Genomic DNA, 16,492 nt, shown 5'->3' with positions numbered 1-16,492 from the left:
GGCGTGAATGAAGTCGAGAGCTTGGTCGATACGCATAAAAAAATCCGAAACCCAACAAGGAGTTTCGGATTCTTACACAGCCTGAGGATCGGTCAATGGATCCTTAACTGATCGGCATTACACGCTTGACGTGGCCTTTTTTCCAGAGTGAGTGATTACCAACCTTTCACCAGACCGCCCTTGAACAGCTCGGTCCCCTTCTTGAAGACCTCGTCGGTCTGGAAGGACTGGACGAACTCCTTGACCTTCTCGTCGTCCTTGTTGTTCTCGCGAGCAACGATCAGGTTGACGTAGGGGGACTCCTTGTCTTCGACAAACAGGCCGTTCTCGGTGGGGGTCAGACCAATCTGACCGGCGAAGGTGTTGTTGATGATGGCCAGATCCACGTCTTCCAGGGAGCGCGGCAGTTGTGCGGCTTCCAGCTCGACGATCTTGAAGTTGCGCGGGTTGCTGGCGATGTCCAGTACGGTCGCTTCCAGACCGGCACCCTCTTTCAGCGTCAGCAGGCCCTGCTTCTCCAGCAGGATCAGGGAACGACCCAGGTTGGTCGGATCGTTCGGCACCGCGATCTGGGCACCGTCTTTCAGCTCGGACAGGGCCTTGACCTTCTTGGAGTAACCGGCGATCGGGTAGACGAAGGTGTTGCCGACCGGCACCAGCTTGAAGCCGCGATCACGGATCTGGGCATCCAGGTAGGGCTTGTGCTGGAAGGCGTTGACGTCGACGCTGCCGTCGTTCAGGGCCACGTTCGGGGTGACGTAGTCGGAGAAGGTGACCACTTCGACGGTCAGGCCGTATTTTTCCTTGGCCACCTTGGCCGCGGTCTCAACCAGCTCGGTCTCGGGACCGGCGATGGCGCCCACCTTCAGGGTCTTGTTCTCTTCCTTCTGGCCGCAACCGACCAGTACCAGGGTTGCCAGCAGCGCAGCTGCTGCGGATTTGATGCCCAATTTCATAAAAACCTCCTGTCAGAAATCGACGATTAACGATGATCACATTGTTTGACCAGGCGCTCACCCGCGCTCTGGATGAGTTGAACCAGCACCACCAGAATGACCACGGTGACCAGCATGACGGTGGGATCGAAACGCTGGTAGCCGTAGCGAATACCCACATCACCGAGACCACCGCCTCCGATGGCACCTGCCATGGCGGAGTAGTTCACCAGGGTGACGAGGGTGATGATGACACTGTTGAGGATCCCCGGCAGGGCCTCGGGCAGCAGCACCTTGGCGATGATTTGCAGGGGTTTGGCCCCCATGGCCTTGGCCGCTTCCAGCAGGCCGTCAGGCACCTCCATCAGGGCCCCTTCCACCAGGCGGGCGATGAAGGGAATACAGCCCACGGTCAGCGGCACGATGGCGGCGATGGTGCCGATGCTGGTGCCGACGATGAAGCGGGTCAACGGAATGATGGCGACCAGCAGAATGATGAAGGGCACCGAGCGACCGACGTTGACGATGACGCCCAGGACCTTGTTGAGCAGCGGATTGGCCAGGATCTGGCCCGCCTTGGTCACGTGCAGCGCCACGCCGAGCGGCAGGCCGAGCAGGCAGCCGAACAGGGCGGAGGCAAACACCATGATGAGGGTGTCGCCCAGAGCCGAAATCAGCAGATTAATCATTGCTTCGGACATAACCCATTACCTCCAGCTGAATGTGGTTGTCGATGAGGAACTGCTGGGTGGCCTCGCACTGGGCCTCGTCCCCGAACAGTTCCGCCAGCAGGAAGCCGAACTTGACGCCACCGGCGTATTCGATGTCTGCGCTCAGGATGCTGATGTCGATGTTGAAACGGCGGCTCGCCTCGGAAATCAGCGGCGAATCCACCGTGGTCCCGGTAAAGCCGAGCTTCACCAGGGGATAGCTGCCGGGCACCCGGTCGCTACTCATCCGATCCTGATACTCTTGGGGCACTTCCAGGTGGATGGTGGAGTGGATGAAATCCCGGGCCAGCTGGGTCTTGGCATTGCTGAAGAACCAGGCCACTTCTCCCTGCTCGATGAGACGGCCGTCGCTGATGATGGCCACTTCGTCGCAGATCCCCTTCACCACGTCCATTTCGTGGGTGATGAGCAGTATGGTGAGCCCCAGCTTGACGTTGATCTCCTTGAGCAGGGTCAGGATCGAGCGGGTGGTCTGCGGGTCGAGGGCCGAGGTGGCCTCGTCACACAGCAGGACCTTGGGAGCCGGTGCCAGGGCGCGGGCGATGGCGACGCGCTGCTTCTGCCCGCCGGAGAGCTCGGACGGATAGGCGTGGGCACGGGCTTCCAGCCCGACCAGGGCCAGCAGTTCGCTGACCCGGCTCTGGATCTTGTCCTTGCTCCAGCCCGCCAGTTCCAGCGGGAAGGCGATGTTGGCGGAGACGGTGCGAGAGGCCAGCAGGTTGAAGTGCTGGAAGATCATGCCGATCTGGCGGCGAGCCTGAGTCAGATCCCGCTCGCTGAGGGCGACCAGGTCCTGGCCATCGACGATGACCTGCCCCTCGGTGGGGCGCTCCAGCAGGTTGACGCAGCGGATGAGGGTACTCTTGCCGGCACCGGAGGCACCGATCACCCCGAAGATCTTGCCTTGGGGCACATGCAGGCTCACGTCACGCAGGGCGTGCACGGCATCACTGCCTTTACCGTAGACTTTGTTGAGACCGATCAACTTAATCATGGATTCTTCCGTGCTAACAGCCTTAAAGCACAGGGCGCTACAGGCGGGTAAATTGGGCAGAGGTTTCACTGGGTAGCTCTGTCATCATGGAGGATGATGCTAAGATGTCCGGATGGCTGTGTCAACGCATGTTTTTACGTCTAGACGTCTAAAAAATGGATAAGGATTCCCGCCATTTGACTATGGTGTGGAGGTATCACCACCAGCATCAATATTAGATTCCGATTTGATGACTCTAGTCCGAATATAAGCTGGTAAATATCTTTTATGTCGTCGATTTGATGCCTCCCCTTCGGACAAGGTGCCCGGTTGTCCGGGCAGTCTAGCTGCCGGTTTCCCCTTCCTCCTGCCGTCTCTTTTCCTGCTTTCTTTTCCATCTCCTTGATGCAGAACAATAAATGACCAGTTTGTGGCCGTGTCGACATGCCAGCTCCCTATACTGGCTGCAGGTGGATGCCAGGAGGGGGGCGAGATGCGATTCCAACAGATCAAGGACCTGATGCTCTATCTCGAGGAGCTTCATCATCGGCAAGGGCACATTTACGGGCGCCAGATCCCCCGGGTGGATGCTGAGCGCAGCAGAATGTTGCTGGCCTATCTGCAAGGGCGGGAGGATGCCGCGGCGGCTCATCTGCACGATTATCGCGAGCAGATGGGAAGCGCGGTGAAGGAGACCTGGCTGGATCAGGGGTTTGGCGAGGATCTGCTGGCTGAGGGGGATCGTCTGGCGCTGCCCGCCACAACCCAGCCCGCGGAGATAGTGGCCCTGGTGTCACGCCAGGAGGAGAGGCTCATCGGCGAGCTGGAACGTCTGGCCCGGGAGTGCCCCACGCCCGACACGGCGGCGCTGCTGAAAGCCCTGGCCTCCATGGCCCAATCCCGCCTGACCCGTCTGGTACACGGTGCTCATCGCCTCGACGATCTCTGAGCCCGGATGAGAGAGACCCGGCACGGGCCGGGTCTTCTGATGTTGCTGGCGGTCAGCCCCCTTGCCGGGCCGCGCCATAGAGGGCGGCGCCTATGATGCCGGCCTGGTTGAGGTTCGCGGCCGCCACCAGGGGAGCCCGGGTCTCAATCTTGTCGATGAACTTGTCGAGCTTGGCGGCGCTGCCGCCCCCCAGGATGAAGAGGTCGGGGGAGAACAGAAACTCCAGGCGAGCCAGGTATTTGTTGAAACGTTTGCCCCAGCGGCCCCAGGAAAGATCCTCGCGCTTGCGCACCGCATCGGAGCAATAGTGTTCGGCCACCATGCCTTCCAGCATCAGGTGACCCAGTTCGGTATTGGGCAGCAACTGGCCATTGACGAAGACGGCGGTACCGATGCCGGTGCCGACGGTGATGAGAATGATGACCCCCTGGCGATCCTGCCCGGTGCCAAAGCGCATCTCCGCCAGACCGGCCGCATCGGCGTCGTTCAGGACATGGCAGGGCAGGCCGGTCACATCGGCAAACAGGTGGGCGGCATCGGTCTCAATCCAGCTCTTGTCGATGTTGGAGGCATTCTTGGCGATGCCGTTGTGGATGGTGGCGGGAAAACCGCACCCCACGGGACCCTTCCATTGGAAGTGCTCGACCAGCGCCTTGAGGGTGTGTGCCACGGCGGCCGGGGTTGCCGGTTGCGGTGTGGCGATGCGGTGGCGTTCGCCAATCAGCTCCCCGGTTTCGGTGTCGACCAGGCAGCCCTTGATCCCGGACCCCCCAATATCTACTCCCAGCATCTGCATCAGAATCTTCCTTTTATTGTGCCGATGTTCAATGGTCGGCAGAGCATGAAAAAATGGCTGCGATCCGGCAAGTGCCAGATCACTTATGCGTGATCCGGCAGACCTTTTTCGATGCAGCGGATCAGCAATCGCGTCTTTTTATTCTCTTCCTGCTGACGCCTGGCCAGGGTCGCCAGCGCCCACTCGATATGCTCGGCCACCATGGGCGCCGCCTCAGGCAGCGCCTGTTGCAGGGCGGCCAGGACCTCGCTGCTGGCCGGTCCGTTGCCAAGGGCCACCGCCAGGTTGCGGCGCCAGCGCTGATAGCCGATGCGGCGGATGGGGCTGCCTTCCGTGTGTTTGAGAAATTCGGCCTCGCTCCAGCCCCACAAGGTCAAGAGGGGCGGGCGGTGCAGGTCGGGACGGGGGCTGAAGTCGGGCTCCGGGCTGGCATTGGCATAGCGGTTCCAGGGGCAGATGAGCTGGCAGTCGTCACAGCCATAGATGCGATTGCCCATGAGCGGCCTGAATTCCTCGGGAATGGGGCCGTCATTCTCGATGGTGAGATAAGAGATGCAGCGCCGTCCGTCTACCACATAGGGGGCGATGATGGCACCGGTGGGGCAGATATTGATGCAGGCCACGCACTTGCCACACAGCTCCTTCTCCACCGGGGCATCCACGGGCAGCGGCAGGGCGATGAGCAATTCTCCCAGAAAGAAGAAGGAGCCGGCGGACTCGTTGATCAGCAGCGAGTGCTTGCCCACCCAGCCAAGGCCCGCCTTGGCCGCCAGCGGCCTTTCCAGAATAGGGGCCGAGTCGACGAAGGGGCGCCACTCGCCCAGGGTTTGTCCCGCCGCCTGCAACAGGGTGTCGCACCGCAGCTCGATGCGCTCCCCCAACTGTTTGAGCCGGTTGCGCAGCACCTTGTGGTAGTCGCGGCCGAGGGCATAGCGGCTGATGTAGCCGAGGGTGGGATCGCGCAGGGTGGCGGCAAAGCCCGCCTCGAACGGCAGATAGTTCATCCGCACCGAGATGACCCGCAAGGTGCCCGGCAACAGCTCGTGGGGGCGGGCCCTCATCATGCCGTGGCGCGCCATGTAGTCCATGGTGCCGTGATAACCGGCATCCAGCCAGGCCTGCAACCTTGGCTCTTCCAGGGTGAGGTCGGTGTCGGCGATGCCGACCTGGTCAAATCCTAGCTCCCTTGCCCAGAGCTTGATATCGTGGGCCAGTTGCGCAAGTTCGGCAGCCGTCATGCAGCATCCCCCCTCTGCCTGCAGGAGTGTGGCAGGCGCAGGGCGGCAATATGGCGTGCCAGTTGCCGGGTCATGGGATGATGAAACGTGGGGGCCGTCATGGTAGAGGTGTTCGGGGACGCTATCCGCAAAAATGAGTGGGAGAGTCTAGCACAACCCCTGTGGCGGGCCGAGCAGATCCGCAGCATGGAACGGCGCTGGGCCGAGCAGGAGGGGTTGCCCCTCTATGTGCTGATGGAGCGGGCCGGGAATGCGCTGTGCAACTATGCCTGTCACCACTGGCCCGACAGCCGCCAGTGGTGGATCTTCGTCGGCCCTGGCAACAACGGTGGGGATGGCTACGTGCTGGCCCGCCTTGCCCGGCGCATCGGCCTCGAACCTCTGGTGATTGCCGCCCGGGCTCCCGGCCTGCTGAGGGGAGATGCCAGGCGGGCTGCCGAAGAGTGGCTCGCATCGGGGGGGAGCGTGACCATGGCCGAGGATCTGCTGCCCGCCACGCTGCCGCCGCCGGATCTGGTCATAGACGCACTGCTCGGTACCGGCGTCCAGCTTCCCCTCTCCTCGTCAATGACAAAGATCGTCGCAACAATCAATGGCTTGAACGCGCCCGTGCTGGCGGTGGATCTCCCCTCCGGTCTCAATGCCGACACCGGCCGCGCCATGGGCGCACTGGTGCGTGCCACCCGCACCCTCACTTTCATCGGCATCAAGCAGGGCATGCTCACCGCCGACGGGGTAGACGGAGTCGGCCACCTCGACCGGGATCCCCTGGGAGTGACGCCGGGGGAGGAACGGGTTCCCGCTGCCGAGCGGATCGATTATCCCAGCCTCAAGGGGTTGCTGACCCCGCGCATGCGCTCGGCTCACAAGGGACACAGCGGCAAGGTACTGCTGACGGGGGGGAACCTCGGCATGCAGGGGGCCATCCTGCTGGCGGGTCAGGCCTGTCTGCGGGCGGGGGCGGGATTGGTACGCCTGCGCCAGCACCCTGATTGCCCTGCGGCCAGCCTGGTTCAACCCGAGCTGATGGGATGCCCCGCGGACATGGATGAAGGGTGGGCATCGGTGCAGGTACTGGGCCCCGGGCTAGGTCAGGATGAGTGGGGCCGGGCCCGGTTCGAACAGGGCATCGGAGCCGCCGTGCCACTGGTATTGGACGCCGATGGATTGAATTGGCTGGCGCAGGCCCCCCGTCATCAGGATAATTGGGTGCTCACGCCCCACCCCGGGGAGGCGGCTCGCCTGCTGGGTTGCTCCATCGCCGAGGTCGAGGGGGACAGGTTTGCGGCCGTCTCGCGACTGCAACAGCGCTACGGTGGTGTGGTGTTGCTCAAGGGGGCGGGGTCGCTCATCTGCGACGGCAGGCGCATTTCCCTGTGCGACGAGGGCAATCCGGGCATGGCCAGCGGCGGCATGGGCGACCTCTTGTCTGGTATAATCGCCGCCCTCCTGGCCCAGGGCTGGCCTGCGGGGATGGCCGCCCGACTCGGGGCCGTGATCCACGGCGAGGCGGCCGACCTGGCTGCGGCCGAGGGGGAGAGGGGCATGCTGGCATCGGATCTGCTGCCCTGGATCCGCCGTCTGGTCAATCCGACACAGTAACAAGTAACAAGAAGAACATGGCAAAAACGTTGATGATGACACTGCCGGACGAGGCAGCAACAGTGGCCCTGGGCGGCCGGCTGGCGCAGGCGTGCCAGCAGGCGACCACGGTCTTTCTGCACGGCGCCCTCGGGGCCGGCAAAACCACCCTGACCCGAGGCTGGGTGCAGGGGCTCGGCCATCAAGGCAAGGTCAAGAGTCCGACCTATACCCTGGTGGAGCCCTATGAACTGGCCAGGTGGCAGGTCTATCACTTCGATCTCTATCGACTGGCCGACCCGGAAGAGCTGGAGTTCATGGGTATTCGCGACTACTTCGGTGCCGATACCCTCTGCCTGGTGGAGTGGCCGGAGAAAGGGGAGGGCTGGCTGCCCGCTCCGGATCTCGAGATCACCCTGACCTATGTTAACGAGCAGCGCGAGGCCCAGATCGTGACCCGCACTGCTATCGGCGAAGCCATTCTGGAACGGTTGTCATCTCAGTGCGCGTGATCCTCGTCTTTGTTCTCTCCTTGATGGCCTTACCCACCTGGGCGAATCAGCTCAAGAGTGTGCGGGTATGGCCGTCGCCGGACAACACCCGGGTGGTGCTCGACATGAGCAGTGCCCCCAATTTCAACTACTTCACCCTGACCGGCCCGAGCCGCCTGGTGATCGACCTGAAGGGCGCCAGCAATGCCGCCAACCTGGCCCGCATCGAGAACAAGAGCGAGCTGGTGCGCAAGATCCGTGAGAGCACGCCCCTTGAACAAGGCAGCCTGCGCCTGGTGCTGGATCTCAGCTCTTCCATCAAGCCAGTGGTCTTCCCGCTGGCGCCGGCTGGTCCCTATGGCCACCGGCTGGTGATCGATCTGCCCTACGAAGAGAAGGGCAGCGCCACGGCACAACCCGCGCCCGTCGGGGGACAGGGCAAGGCCATCGTCATCGCCATCGATCCCGGCCACGGCGGGGAAGACCCGGGCTCCATCGGCCCGCGCCGCACCTACGAGAAGCGGGTGACCCTGTCGGTGTCGCAGAAGCTGGCGGCCCTCATCGATCGCGAGCCCGGCATGCGTGCCGTGCTGACCCGGCGCGGCGACTACTTCGTCGACCTGAACAAGCGCTCCGAGATCGCCCGCAAGGCCAAGGCGGATCTGCTGGTGTCGGTGCACGCCGACAGCTTCCACAACTCGACCCCGCGCGGCGCGTCCGTGTGGGTGCTGTCGACCAACCGTGCCAACCGCGAGATGGGCAGCTGGCTCGAGAAGCAGGAGAAGCAGGGGGAACTGCTCGGCGGCGTCGGCAAGGTATTGGCCGAGTCCGATCCCAACCCCTATCTGGCACAGACCTTCCTGGATCTCTCCATGGACAAGTCCAGGGCCGAAGGCTATGACGTCAGCCGCCAGATCCTGCGCTCGCTCGGGCGGGTGGCCAGATTGCACAAGAAGGCGCCGGAACATGCGAGTCTGGCGGTGCTGAAGGCGCCGGACATCCCCTCGGTACTGGTGGAGACGGGCTTTATCTCGAACCACGCCGAGGAGAAGCTGCTGGCCACCGCCAGCTATCAGGATCAGCTGGCCCGGGCCATCTTCGAGGGGATCCGCAACTATTACCGCAGTCATCCGACCAAGGGGCCCATGCTCACCGGCAAGGGCCAGGTTGCTGCCCCGCCGCGTCAGGCGCCTGCCAACAAGCCGGTCGCTGTCAGCAAGCCGGCTGCCCAGCCAACGCAGCAGGTCGTGACCAACCGGATGCCGGCGAGCGAGCCCTATCGCGTCGGTGAGGGCGGCGCCCCGGTCAGCAGCGTCGGCAGCGCCTCCGGTGCCGGCGTGATCAAACCTTACAAGGTCGCAGCCCAGGAGCCAAGCGCCCCGGTCAGCAGCGTGCAGAGCAACGACAAGTCCAGGATGATCCGCCACGTGGTCACCCGCGGCCAGAGCCTCTCCCGCCTCGCCGAGAAGCACGGGGTGAGCCAGGCGCGGCTGGTGGAGATCAACAAGCTCAAGTCGCGGGACATCCAGATAGGGCAGGTGCTCTACATCCCGCAGGACTAGTGCCGGATGAACGCCGCGACCGTCCCTCTGCCGGTGGCAAGGAGGGGCGCGGCGAATGTTCATGGTGTCAAGCCCATCCCCTCACACCCCCAACCTTCAGGAGTACGCGATGCCAATCCGTATATTGCCGCCGATTCTGGCCAACCAGATTGCTGCCGGTGAGGTGGTGGAGCGGCCCTCCTCCGTGGTGAAGGAGCTGGTGGAGAACAGCCTGGATGCGGGGGCCGACCGGGTCGAGATCGACATCGACAAGGGGGGCGCCAAGCTCATCCGCATCCGTGACAACGGCTGCGGTGTCGCCAGGGATGAGCTGGTGCTGGCGCTGTCGCGCCACGCCACCTCCAAGGTCGCGACCCTGGACGATCTGGAAGGGATCAGCAGCCTGGGGTTTCGCGGGGAGGCGCTCGCCTCCATCAGCTCGGTGGCTCGCCTCACCTTCACCTCCCGCACGGCGGAGCAGGCCGAAGCCTGGCAGGCCCAGGCGGAAGGGCGCGAGATGAGCGTCACCGTCAAGCCGGCGGCCCACCCGGTGGGTACCACGGTGGAGGTGGTGGACCTCTTCTTCAACACCCCGGCGCGGCGCAAGTTCATGCGCAGCGAAAAGACCGAGTTTGCCCACATCGACGAACTGGTGCGGCGCATCGCGCTCTCCCGTTTCGACGTCACCCTGATCCTGCGCCACAACGGCAAGGTGGTGCGCCAGTACAAGGCCGCGAACACGGTGGCGGAGCAGGAGCGCCGGCTCGCCGCCGTCTGCGGCTCTCCCTTCATGCACCACGCCCTGGCGGTGTCGAGCGAACATAGCGACGTGCGGCTCTGGGGCTGGCTGGCCACGCCCGCCGGCGCCAGGCCGCAAAACGATCTGCAATACACCTATGTCAACGGCCGCATGATGCGCGACAAGCTCATCAACCACGCCATCCGCCAGGCCTATGACGAGCTGCTGCCCGCCGATCGCTTCGCGGCCTATGTGCTCTACATCGAGCTGGATCCCCGTCAGGTGGACGTGAACGTTCACCCCGCCAAGCACGAGGTGCGCTTCCATCAGGCGCGCCTCATCCACGACTTCATCTTCCAGGCGCTGTTTACCGCCTTGCGCCACGACGGAGCAGGGAGCGCCACCGATGCCCCCCTGGCCGAGACCCAGGTCGAGCTGCCGGGCAGCCCGGAGATCACCTATCCGGGTCAGGCGCCGCGCACCGAGTGGTACGGTGCCGAACACGGCTATCGGGCTCCTGCCCCTGCGCGAGATGGCGACGGCGTGCGGGAAGGCGGTGGTGGCAGGGGAGGACACTACCAGCCTCCCGAACCCCCGAGCCGGGCCGCCATGCGAGGCATGGGCGCCTTGCTCACCACCCTGCCCGAGGTGGCGACGCCGGCATCCCGGCCCGGAGCCGAGAGCGGTGCCGTCGAGACGCCAGCCCGAACGGGGGAGTGGCGCGCCCTGAGCCTGGTCGAGCAGGCCTATCTGCTGATGGAGCGTCAGGGGCAGCTGGCGCTGCTCTCCCTGGTGCGCGCCGAGCGTCTGTTGTTGCGCCACTGGCTGCTGGATGCCTGGGGCCAGGGGCTGGCGGCCCAGCCTCTGTTGCTGCCGGTCTCCTTCAAGCTGCCGAAAAACCTGGTCGCACTGGTGGAGGAGCGGGAACGTCTGCTCAAACGCATGGGGCTGGAGTTGAAAAGCGGGGGACGCGACACCATGATCCTGACTCGGGTGCCCGCCCTGCTGCGCCAGACCGATCTGGCCCGCCTCTTACCCGAATTGTTGCAGCTGGTCGAGAGTGGATCTGACAGTGATGCCGACGCGCAGGCTGGGGTACTATGCCAGTGGTTGGTGGAACAAGGCATAAGTGCCGAAAAAATATACGATTTTGCCACTGCCACCCGGTTGTTGACGGAACTTGTTGCCGATTTCAGTGACCAACTGGCAGACGTTCGCATGGTGCGCCCGTTGCCGCTGGCGAACGTGCTGGCCGAGTTTGCCGATGGCAACTGACGGCGTCTCGTCGTCTGTTGCATCCATATGACCAGTTTTATGCCGGCTCGCCCGTGAAGGGGCGGCCGAAGGGAGTATTTAACGTGGCTGACTTGCCGACTGCAATTTTTCTGATGGGGCCGACGGCCTCCGGCAAGACGGATCTCGCCATTGAACTGTGCCAGGCCCTGCCCTGCGACATCATCAGCGTGGACTCCGCGCTCATCTATCGCGGCATGGACATAGGCACCGCCAAGCCGACGCCAGCCGAGCTGGCGCAGGCCCCGCACCGGCTGATCGATATCCTGGATCCCGCCATGAGCTATTCGGCGGCGGATTTTTGCAAGGATGCCCTGCGGGAGATGAAAGAGATCGCCGACCGTGGTCGCATTCCGCTGCTGGTGGGCGGCACCATGCTCTATTTCAAGGCGCTGCTGGAGGGGCTTTCTCCGCTGCCTTCCGCCGATCCCGCCATTCGGGCCGGCATCGAGGAAGAGGCTGCCCGCCTCGGCTGGCAGGCGCTGCACGACGAACTGGTGCGCATCGACCCGGTGGCCGGTGCCCGCATCCACCCCAACGATCCCCAGCGCCTGTGCCGGGCGCTCGAGGTTTACCGCATCAGCGGCAAGACCCTCACCGAGCTGACCCAGGTACAGGGAGAGGGGCTGCCCTACCGGGCGCTGCAGTTTGCCATCGCGCCGAGGGATCGGGCCGTGTTGCACCAGCGCATCGAACAGCGGTTTGACAAGATGCTGGGCAGCGGCTTCGAGCAGGAGGTCAGGGCGCTTTACGAGCGGGGGGATCTCACCCCGGATCTTCCCTCCATTCGCTGCGTGGGATACCGCCAAATGTGGGACTACCTGGCGGGGGAAGTGGAGTATGATGAGATGCGTTATCGCGGCATTGTTGCCACCCGCCAGTTGGCCAAGCGTCAGATGACCTGGTTGCGCGGTTGGCCTGATGTGACCTGGTTGGAATCTGGTGAGTCTGGCAATCTGGCCAGGGTCGTCGCCCAAGCTGGTCCGGCTTGACACTCCTGTATAATCAGGTTGTTATATTGAATATCCGGTGTTTAAAAACAACAAACTATAAGGAAAAGAAAGATGGCTAAGGGGCAATCTCTCCAAGACCCGTTTTTGAATGCGCTGCGCCGTGAGCGTATTCCTGTTTCTATCTATTTGGTGAACGGCATCAAACTGCAGGGTCAGATCGAATCGTTTGACCAGTTTGTCATTCTGCTGAAGAACACCGTGAGCCAGATGGTCTACAAGCACGCCATTTCCACCGTGGTGCCGGCCCGTGCCGTCAACCATCACCAGCACGCCCCGGGCGCCGCCGGTGAAGAGCAGGGTGAAGCCGAGGCGTGATATCCTGCGGCGAGTTCACTCGCCAACTCAGATCCATCATGATACCTGTCAAGGAGCAAGCGCTTGTTTGACCGTTACGAAGCTGGTGAACAGGCCGTTCTGGTACATGTCAACTTCAGCGATGAGGGCGAGCGGGAGGATCTGGACGAGCTCAAGATGCTGGTGAGCTCGGCCGGGGTCAATGCACTGGGGGTGATCACCACCAGTCGCAGCGCACCCAGCGCCAAATTTTTTGTCGGCAGCGGCAAGGCGGAAGAGATCGCGTCCCAGGTCCAGATGCTGGACGCCGACGTGGTCATCTTCAACCATGCCCTGACCCCTGCCCAGGAGCGCAACCTGGAGCGTCTGTTCCAGTGCCGGGTCGTGGACAGGACTGGTCTTATCCTCGATATCTTCGCCCAGCGCGCCCGCACTCACGAAGGCAAGTTGCAGGTCGAACTGGCCCAGTTGCGCCATCTTTCCACTCGTCTGGTGCGAGGCTGGACCCACCTTGAGCGACAAAAGGGGGGGATCGGTCTGCGCGGCCCGGGTGAAACCCAGCTTGAAACCGACCGACGCCTGCTGCGTGAGCGTATCAAGGCCATTTTGCGCCGCCTCGACAAGGTGGCCAAGCAGCGGGAGCAGGGGCGCCGTGCCCGCAACCGCAACGAAGTGCCGACCGTTTCTCTGGTGGGGTATACCAACGCCGGAAAATCCACTTTGTTCAACCAACTTACAGATGCCAGCGTGTATGCTGCCGACCAATTGTTCGCAACCCTGGACCCCACCCTGCGTAAATTGGTGATCCAGGATGTGGGTGATGTGATCCTGGCGGATACAGTTGGATTTATTCGGCACTTGCCCCATGATCTGGTCGCGGCCTTCAAGGCGACCCTGCAGGAGACTCGCGAAGCGGACCTGCTGCTGCATGTGGTGGACTGCGCCGATGAACAGATGCAGGAGAATATCGAGTCGGTCCAGCGTGTGCTGGCCGAGATCGAGGCGGATGACCGTCCCCAACTGATGATCTGCAACAAGATCGACAAGCTGGGGGATCGTCCGGCTGGTCTTGAACGGGATGAGGCTGGGCGACCGGTGCGAGTCTGGTTGTCGGCCCAGACTGGCGAGGGCAGTGAATACCTGTTCCAGGCACTGACCGAACTGCTGGCCGGCTCCATGGTGCATCACACCCTGCAACTGCCCCCTTCCGCCGCCAGACTGCGCAGTGCGCTCTATCGGCTGAAAGGTATCGAGCAGGAAGGTTTCAGCGAGGAGGGGGACTTTGTGCTGGAAGTTCGCCTGCAACTGGCTGACTGGAACCGCCTAATGAAACAAGAAGGTGAGAGTTTACAACGCTTTATCAGACATTGATGGGTCGATGAACATAAATGGTTTGCTGACTTCATCGCCCCTCTGTGGCCCGATAGAGATGATATCCATCCGCATGTATTAATGGAGACGCTGATGGCTTGGAATGAGCCTGGTAACAATGGCAAAGACCGTGACCCCTGGGGGAACAACGGCAAGAATCAGGGCCCCCCTGATCTGGACGAGATGCTTCGCAAGGTGAGCCGTCGTTTTGGCGGTCTGCTCGGTGGTGGCAAATCCGGTGGTGGTGACGTCGGCAAGTTCGGCCTCTCCATCGCGCTGGTGGTGGCCGTGGTGGTGTGGGTCGTCAGCGGCTTCTACACCATTCGCGAAGCCGAGCGGGGCGTGGTGCTGCGTTTTGGCGAATATTCCCACAACGTGGACCCGGGTCTGCGCTGGAAACCGACCTTCATCGACCGAGTGATCCCGGTGGACGTGGAGTCTGTCCGTTCCCTGCCGGCGTCCGGTTTCATGCTGACCCAGGATGAGAACGTGGTGCGGGTCGAGATGGACGTGCAGTATCGCGTGGTCGATCCCGAGCAGTACCTGTTCAGCGTGACCAATGCAGACGAGAGCCTGAGCCAGGCCACCGACAGCGCCCTGCGCTACGTGGTGGGTCACACCCGGATGGACGATGTGCTGACCACGGGTCGTGAGAAGGTGCGTCAGGAAACCTGGCAGGTGATCGACAGCATCATCGAGCCCTATCAGATGGGTCTGCAGATCGTGGACGTCAACTTCCTGCCGGCGCGTCCGCCGGAAGAGGTGAAGGATGCGTTTGATGACGCCATCTCCGCCCAGGAAGATGAGCAGCGTTTCATCCGTGAAGCGGAAGCCTATGCCCGTGAAGTGGAGCCCAAGGCTCGTGGCCAGGTCAAACGTCTGGAGCAGGAGGCCGAAGCCTACAAGTCCCAGATCGTGTTGAAGGCCAAGGGTGAAGTCGCTCGCTTCAACGAGCTGCTGCCCCAGTATCAGGCCGCGCCCGAGCTGACCCGTGATCGTATCTACCTGGAAACCATGGAAGAGCTCTATCAGCAGGCCAACAAGGTGGTGGTCGACATGCCGGCTGGCAACAACAGCATGATCTACCTGCCGCTCGACAAGCTCTCTGGCAAGGCGAATGCCGTGCAACCGGCACGTCCTGCGGGCACCCCGGCAGTCGAGGCGGCCCAGCCGTCCAACGAAGGGGCCAACTCCACTCCGACCCCGCTGCGTGGCGGTGACCGTTTCAGCACAGGGAGAAACTGATAGATGAAAAAGCTAGCTATTGGTGTCATCGCTGTGGCCGCCATGGTCTGCTTCTCGTCCATCTTCATCGTCGATGAAGGACAGAAGGGGATCGTGGTGCAGTTTGGCAAGGTGAAACGGGTCGACTCCGGTGAACCGCGCCTGTACGAGCCGGGCCTGCACTTCAAGGTGCCGCTCATCGACCAGGTACGTAAGATGGATGCCCGCATCCAGACCCTGGAAGGCCAGGCGGATCGCTTCGTTACGTCCGAGAAGAAGGACCTCATCATCGACTCCTACGTGAAGTGGAAGATCGAGGACTTCTCCAAGTACTACCTGGCGACCGGTGGTGGCAACAAGATCCAGGCTGAAGACCTGCTCAAGCGCAAGATCAACAACGGCCTGCGTTCCGAGATCGGTAACCGCACCATCAAGGACATCGTCTCCGGCGAGCGCAGTACCGTGATGGAAGATGCCCTGATGAAGATGGCGCGCTCCTCCGAGCTCGGCATCAAGGTGGTGGATGTGCGCATCAAGCAGATCAACCTGCCGGTGGAAGTTTCCAGCTCCATCTATCAGCGGATGCGTGCCGAGCGGACTGCGGTAGCCCGTGAGCACCGTTCACAGGGCCGGGAGCAGGCCGAGATCCTGCGTGCCGACATCGACCGCAAGGTGACCGTGATGATCGCCGACGCCGAGAGTAATGCCCGTCAACTGCGTGGTGAAGGGGATGCCGAAGCCGCCAGGATCTATGCCGACAGCTACAAGAAGGACCCGGAGTTCTTCAGTTTCGTGCGCAGCATGGAGGCCTATCGCAAGAGCTTCGCCGGTGGCAACGACCTCATGGTCCTGAAACCGGACAGCGAGTTCTTCCGCTACCTCAAGTCGCCGCACGGCAACAAGCAGTAAACTCGTGTTGATATGACCCAAGGGCCTGATGATTCAGGCCCTTTTGTTTGCCGGTCACAGACCGGCAGGGGATCAGGGATAAGGAGAGGTGATGCTGACATCCATGTTGATGGGGCTGGGATTGCTGCTGCTCTTCGAAGGATTGGGGCCCTTGCTTGCTCCCAGGGCATGGCAGCAGATGCTGCGCCTGCTCGGGGAGTTGCCGCCGGAACAGCTGCGCCGCATCGGCGGCTGTCTGGTGGTGGCAGGTGGCGTCATCTTGTGGGCGTTGGCCCGTTAGAGCCTGTGTTGATCCGACATTCCGCACCTGATTTAGGAATAAATTTGCCGATAGCGCTCACCCAATACCTCCAAAATGATCTGCTGGTCTCCTGTTAGCTCCGTTACTTGTGGCGGAGCTTCTCCCAGTCGATA

General features: G+C 62.5%; 16 protein-coding genes. 11 read left to right on the top strand and 5 right to left on the bottom strand.

Going from position 1 to position 16,492, the window contains the following annotated elements; translation table 11 throughout:
• Positions 1-155: 155 nt before the first annotated feature.
• From metQ to metN, 3 genes are read right to left on the bottom strand one after another with little or no spacing between them, the layout of a single operon-like run.
• A complete protein-coding gene (gene metQ, locus ACNPAA_RS18735; protein WP_041211129.1) occupies positions 156-956 on the bottom strand; it encodes a methionine ABC transporter substrate-binding lipoprotein MetQ in 801 nt (266 codons plus the stop codon).
• Between the two features lie 26 nt (positions 957-982).
• Entirely contained in the window at positions 983-1,636 is a 654-nt protein-coding gene (locus tag ACNPAA_RS18730) for a methionine ABC transporter permease (RefSeq protein ID WP_029313844.1), read from the bottom strand.
• Positions 1,617-2,660 carry a methionine ABC transporter ATP-binding protein MetN gene (gene metN, locus ACNPAA_RS18725; protein ID WP_039040957.1) on the bottom strand — a complete coding sequence of 348 codons (1,044 nt, stop codon included), beginning with the start codon at positions 2,658-2,660 and terminating at the stop codon, positions 1,617-1,619. The genes ACNPAA_RS18730 and metN overlap by 20 nt, the downstream gene beginning before the upstream one ends.
• 472 nt (positions 2,661-3,132) lie before the next feature.
• On the opposite strand from metN, the gene ACNPAA_RS18720 reads away from it, so the two are divergent.
• Entirely contained in the window at positions 3,133-3,588 is a 456-nt protein-coding gene (locus ACNPAA_RS18720) for a hypothetical protein (protein WP_010673186.1), read from the top strand.
• A gap of 52 nt (positions 3,589-3,640) precedes the next feature.
• Here ACNPAA_RS18720 and ppgK read toward each other — a convergent pair whose 3' ends face one another.
• Positions 3,641-4,384 carry a polyphosphate--glucose phosphotransferase gene (gene ppgK, locus ACNPAA_RS18715; RefSeq protein ID WP_010673187.1) on the bottom strand — a complete coding sequence of 248 codons (744 nt, stop codon included), beginning with the start codon at positions 4,382-4,384 and terminating at the stop codon, positions 3,641-3,643.
• 83 nt (positions 4,385-4,467) lie between these two features.
• Positions 4,468-5,622 (bottom strand): tRNA epoxyqueuosine(34) reductase QueG, encoded by a 1,155-nt coding sequence (queG, locus tag ACNPAA_RS18710; protein ID WP_417891945.1) that lies wholly within the window; start codon positions 5,620-5,622, stop codon positions 4,468-4,470.
• Between the two features lie 99 nt (positions 5,623-5,721).
• Here queG and ACNPAA_RS18705 point away from each other — a divergent pair, with 99 nt between their 5' ends.
• From ACNPAA_RS18705 to ACNPAA_RS18660, 10 genes are all read left to right on the top strand, one after another.
• Positions 5,722-7,224: an NAD(P)H-hydrate dehydratase gene (locus ACNPAA_RS18705; RefSeq protein ID WP_417891944.1), complete on the top strand. Its 1,503-nt coding sequence runs from the start codon at positions 5,722-5,724 to the stop codon at positions 7,222-7,224.
• 17 nt (positions 7,225-7,241) lie between these two features.
• Entirely contained in the window at positions 7,242-7,715 is a 474-nt protein-coding gene (tsaE, locus tag ACNPAA_RS18700) for a tRNA (adenosine(37)-N6)-threonylcarbamoyltransferase complex ATPase subunit type 1 TsaE (RefSeq protein WP_219142759.1), read from the top strand.
• A gap of 23 nt (positions 7,716-7,738) precedes the next feature.
• A complete protein-coding gene (locus ACNPAA_RS18695; RefSeq protein ID WP_417891943.1) occupies positions 7,739-9,256 on the top strand; it encodes an N-acetylmuramoyl-L-alanine amidase in 1,518 nt (505 codons plus the stop codon).
• A gap of 109 nt (positions 9,257-9,365) precedes the next feature.
• Positions 9,366-11,249, top strand: a complete 1,884-nt coding sequence (mutL, locus tag ACNPAA_RS18690; protein ID WP_270807259.1) for a DNA mismatch repair endonuclease MutL — start codon at positions 9,366-9,368, stop codon at positions 11,247-11,249.
• Positions 11,250-11,341: 92 nt separating this feature from the next.
• Positions 11,342-12,259, top strand: coding sequence for a tRNA (adenosine(37)-N6)-dimethylallyltransferase MiaA (miaA, locus tag ACNPAA_RS18685; protein WP_080770083.1), 918 nt, complete (start codon positions 11,342-11,344; stop codon positions 12,257-12,259).
• Between the two features lie 72 nt (positions 12,260-12,331).
• Positions 12,332-12,595, top strand: coding sequence for an RNA chaperone Hfq (gene hfq, locus ACNPAA_RS18680; RefSeq protein WP_011704864.1), 264 nt, complete (start codon positions 12,332-12,334; stop codon positions 12,593-12,595).
• Between the two features lie 63 nt (positions 12,596-12,658).
• Positions 12,659-13,945 carry a ribosome rescue GTPase HflX gene (gene hflX, locus ACNPAA_RS18675; protein WP_010673194.1) on the top strand — a complete coding sequence of 429 codons (1,287 nt, stop codon included), beginning with the start codon at positions 12,659-12,661 and terminating at the stop codon, positions 13,943-13,945.
• A gap of 93 nt (positions 13,946-14,038) precedes the next feature.
• Entirely contained in the window at positions 14,039-15,190 is a 1,152-nt protein-coding gene (hflK, locus tag ACNPAA_RS18670; RefSeq protein WP_010673195.1) for an FtsH protease activity modulator HflK, read from the top strand.
• 3 nt (positions 15,191-15,193) lie between these two features.
• On the top strand, positions 15,194-16,078 hold the full coding sequence (gene hflC / locus ACNPAA_RS18665; RefSeq protein ID WP_010673196.1) for a protease modulator HflC: 885 nt from the start codon (positions 15,194-15,196) through the stop codon (positions 16,076-16,078).
• Between the two features lie 91 nt (positions 16,079-16,169).
• Complete coding sequence (locus ACNPAA_RS18660) at positions 16,170-16,358, top strand: DUF2065 domain-containing protein (protein ID WP_010673197.1); 189 nt, start codon at positions 16,170-16,172, stop codon at positions 16,356-16,358.
• The last annotated feature ends 134 nt before the right edge of the window (positions 16,359-16,492 follow it).

This window comes from Aeromonas sp. PS2Canimalfood6, from assembly GCF_048276795.1.
GTDB lineage: Bacteria > Pseudomonadota > Gammaproteobacteria > Enterobacterales > Aeromonadaceae > Aeromonas > Aeromonas caviae.
Note: the sequence above shows the minus strand (reverse complement) of the source record. Positions and strands in the feature narration are given on the sequence as shown.

Coding starts and splice junctions, on each gene's coding strand:
- metQ (WP_041211129.1), bottom strand. CDS start 956: ATGAAATTGGGCATCAAATCCGCAGCAGCTGCGCTGCTGGCAACCCTG.
- ACNPAA_RS18730 (WP_029313844.1), bottom strand. CDS start 1,636: ATGTCCGAAGCAATGATTAATCTGCTGATTTCGGCTCTGGGCGACACC.
- metN (WP_039040957.1), bottom strand. CDS start 2,660: ATGATTAAGTTGATCGGTCTCAACAAAGTCTACGGTAAAGGCAGTGAT.
- ACNPAA_RS18720 (WP_010673186.1), top strand. CDS start 3,133: ATGCGATTCCAACAGATCAAGGACCTGATGCTCTATCTCGAGGAGCTT.
- ppgK (WP_010673187.1), bottom strand. CDS start 4,384: ATGCAGATGCTGGGAGTAGATATTGGGGGGTCCGGGATCAAGGGCTGC.
- queG (WP_417891945.1), bottom strand. CDS start 5,622: ATGACGGCTGCCGAACTTGCGCAACTGGCCCACGATATCAAGCTCTGG.
- ACNPAA_RS18705 (WP_417891944.1), top strand. CDS start 5,722: ATGGTAGAGGTGTTCGGGGACGCTATCCGCAAAAATGAGTGGGAGAGT.
- tsaE (WP_219142759.1), top strand. CDS start 7,242: ATGGCAAAAACGTTGATGATGACACTGCCGGACGAGGCAGCAACAGTG.
- ACNPAA_RS18695 (WP_417891943.1), top strand. CDS start 7,739: ATGGCCTTACCCACCTGGGCGAATCAGCTCAAGAGTGTGCGGGTATGG.
- mutL (WP_270807259.1), top strand. CDS start 9,366: ATGCCAATCCGTATATTGCCGCCGATTCTGGCCAACCAGATTGCTGCC.
- hfq (WP_011704864.1), top strand. CDS start 12,332: ATGGCTAAGGGGCAATCTCTCCAAGACCCGTTTTTGAATGCGCTGCGC.
- hflK (WP_010673195.1), top strand. CDS start 14,039: ATGGCTTGGAATGAGCCTGGTAACAATGGCAAAGACCGTGACCCCTGG.
- hflC (WP_010673196.1), top strand. CDS start 15,194: ATGAAAAAGCTAGCTATTGGTGTCATCGCTGTGGCCGCCATGGTCTGC.
- ACNPAA_RS18660 (WP_010673197.1), top strand. CDS start 16,170: ATGCTGACATCCATGTTGATGGGGCTGGGATTGCTGCTGCTCTTCGAA.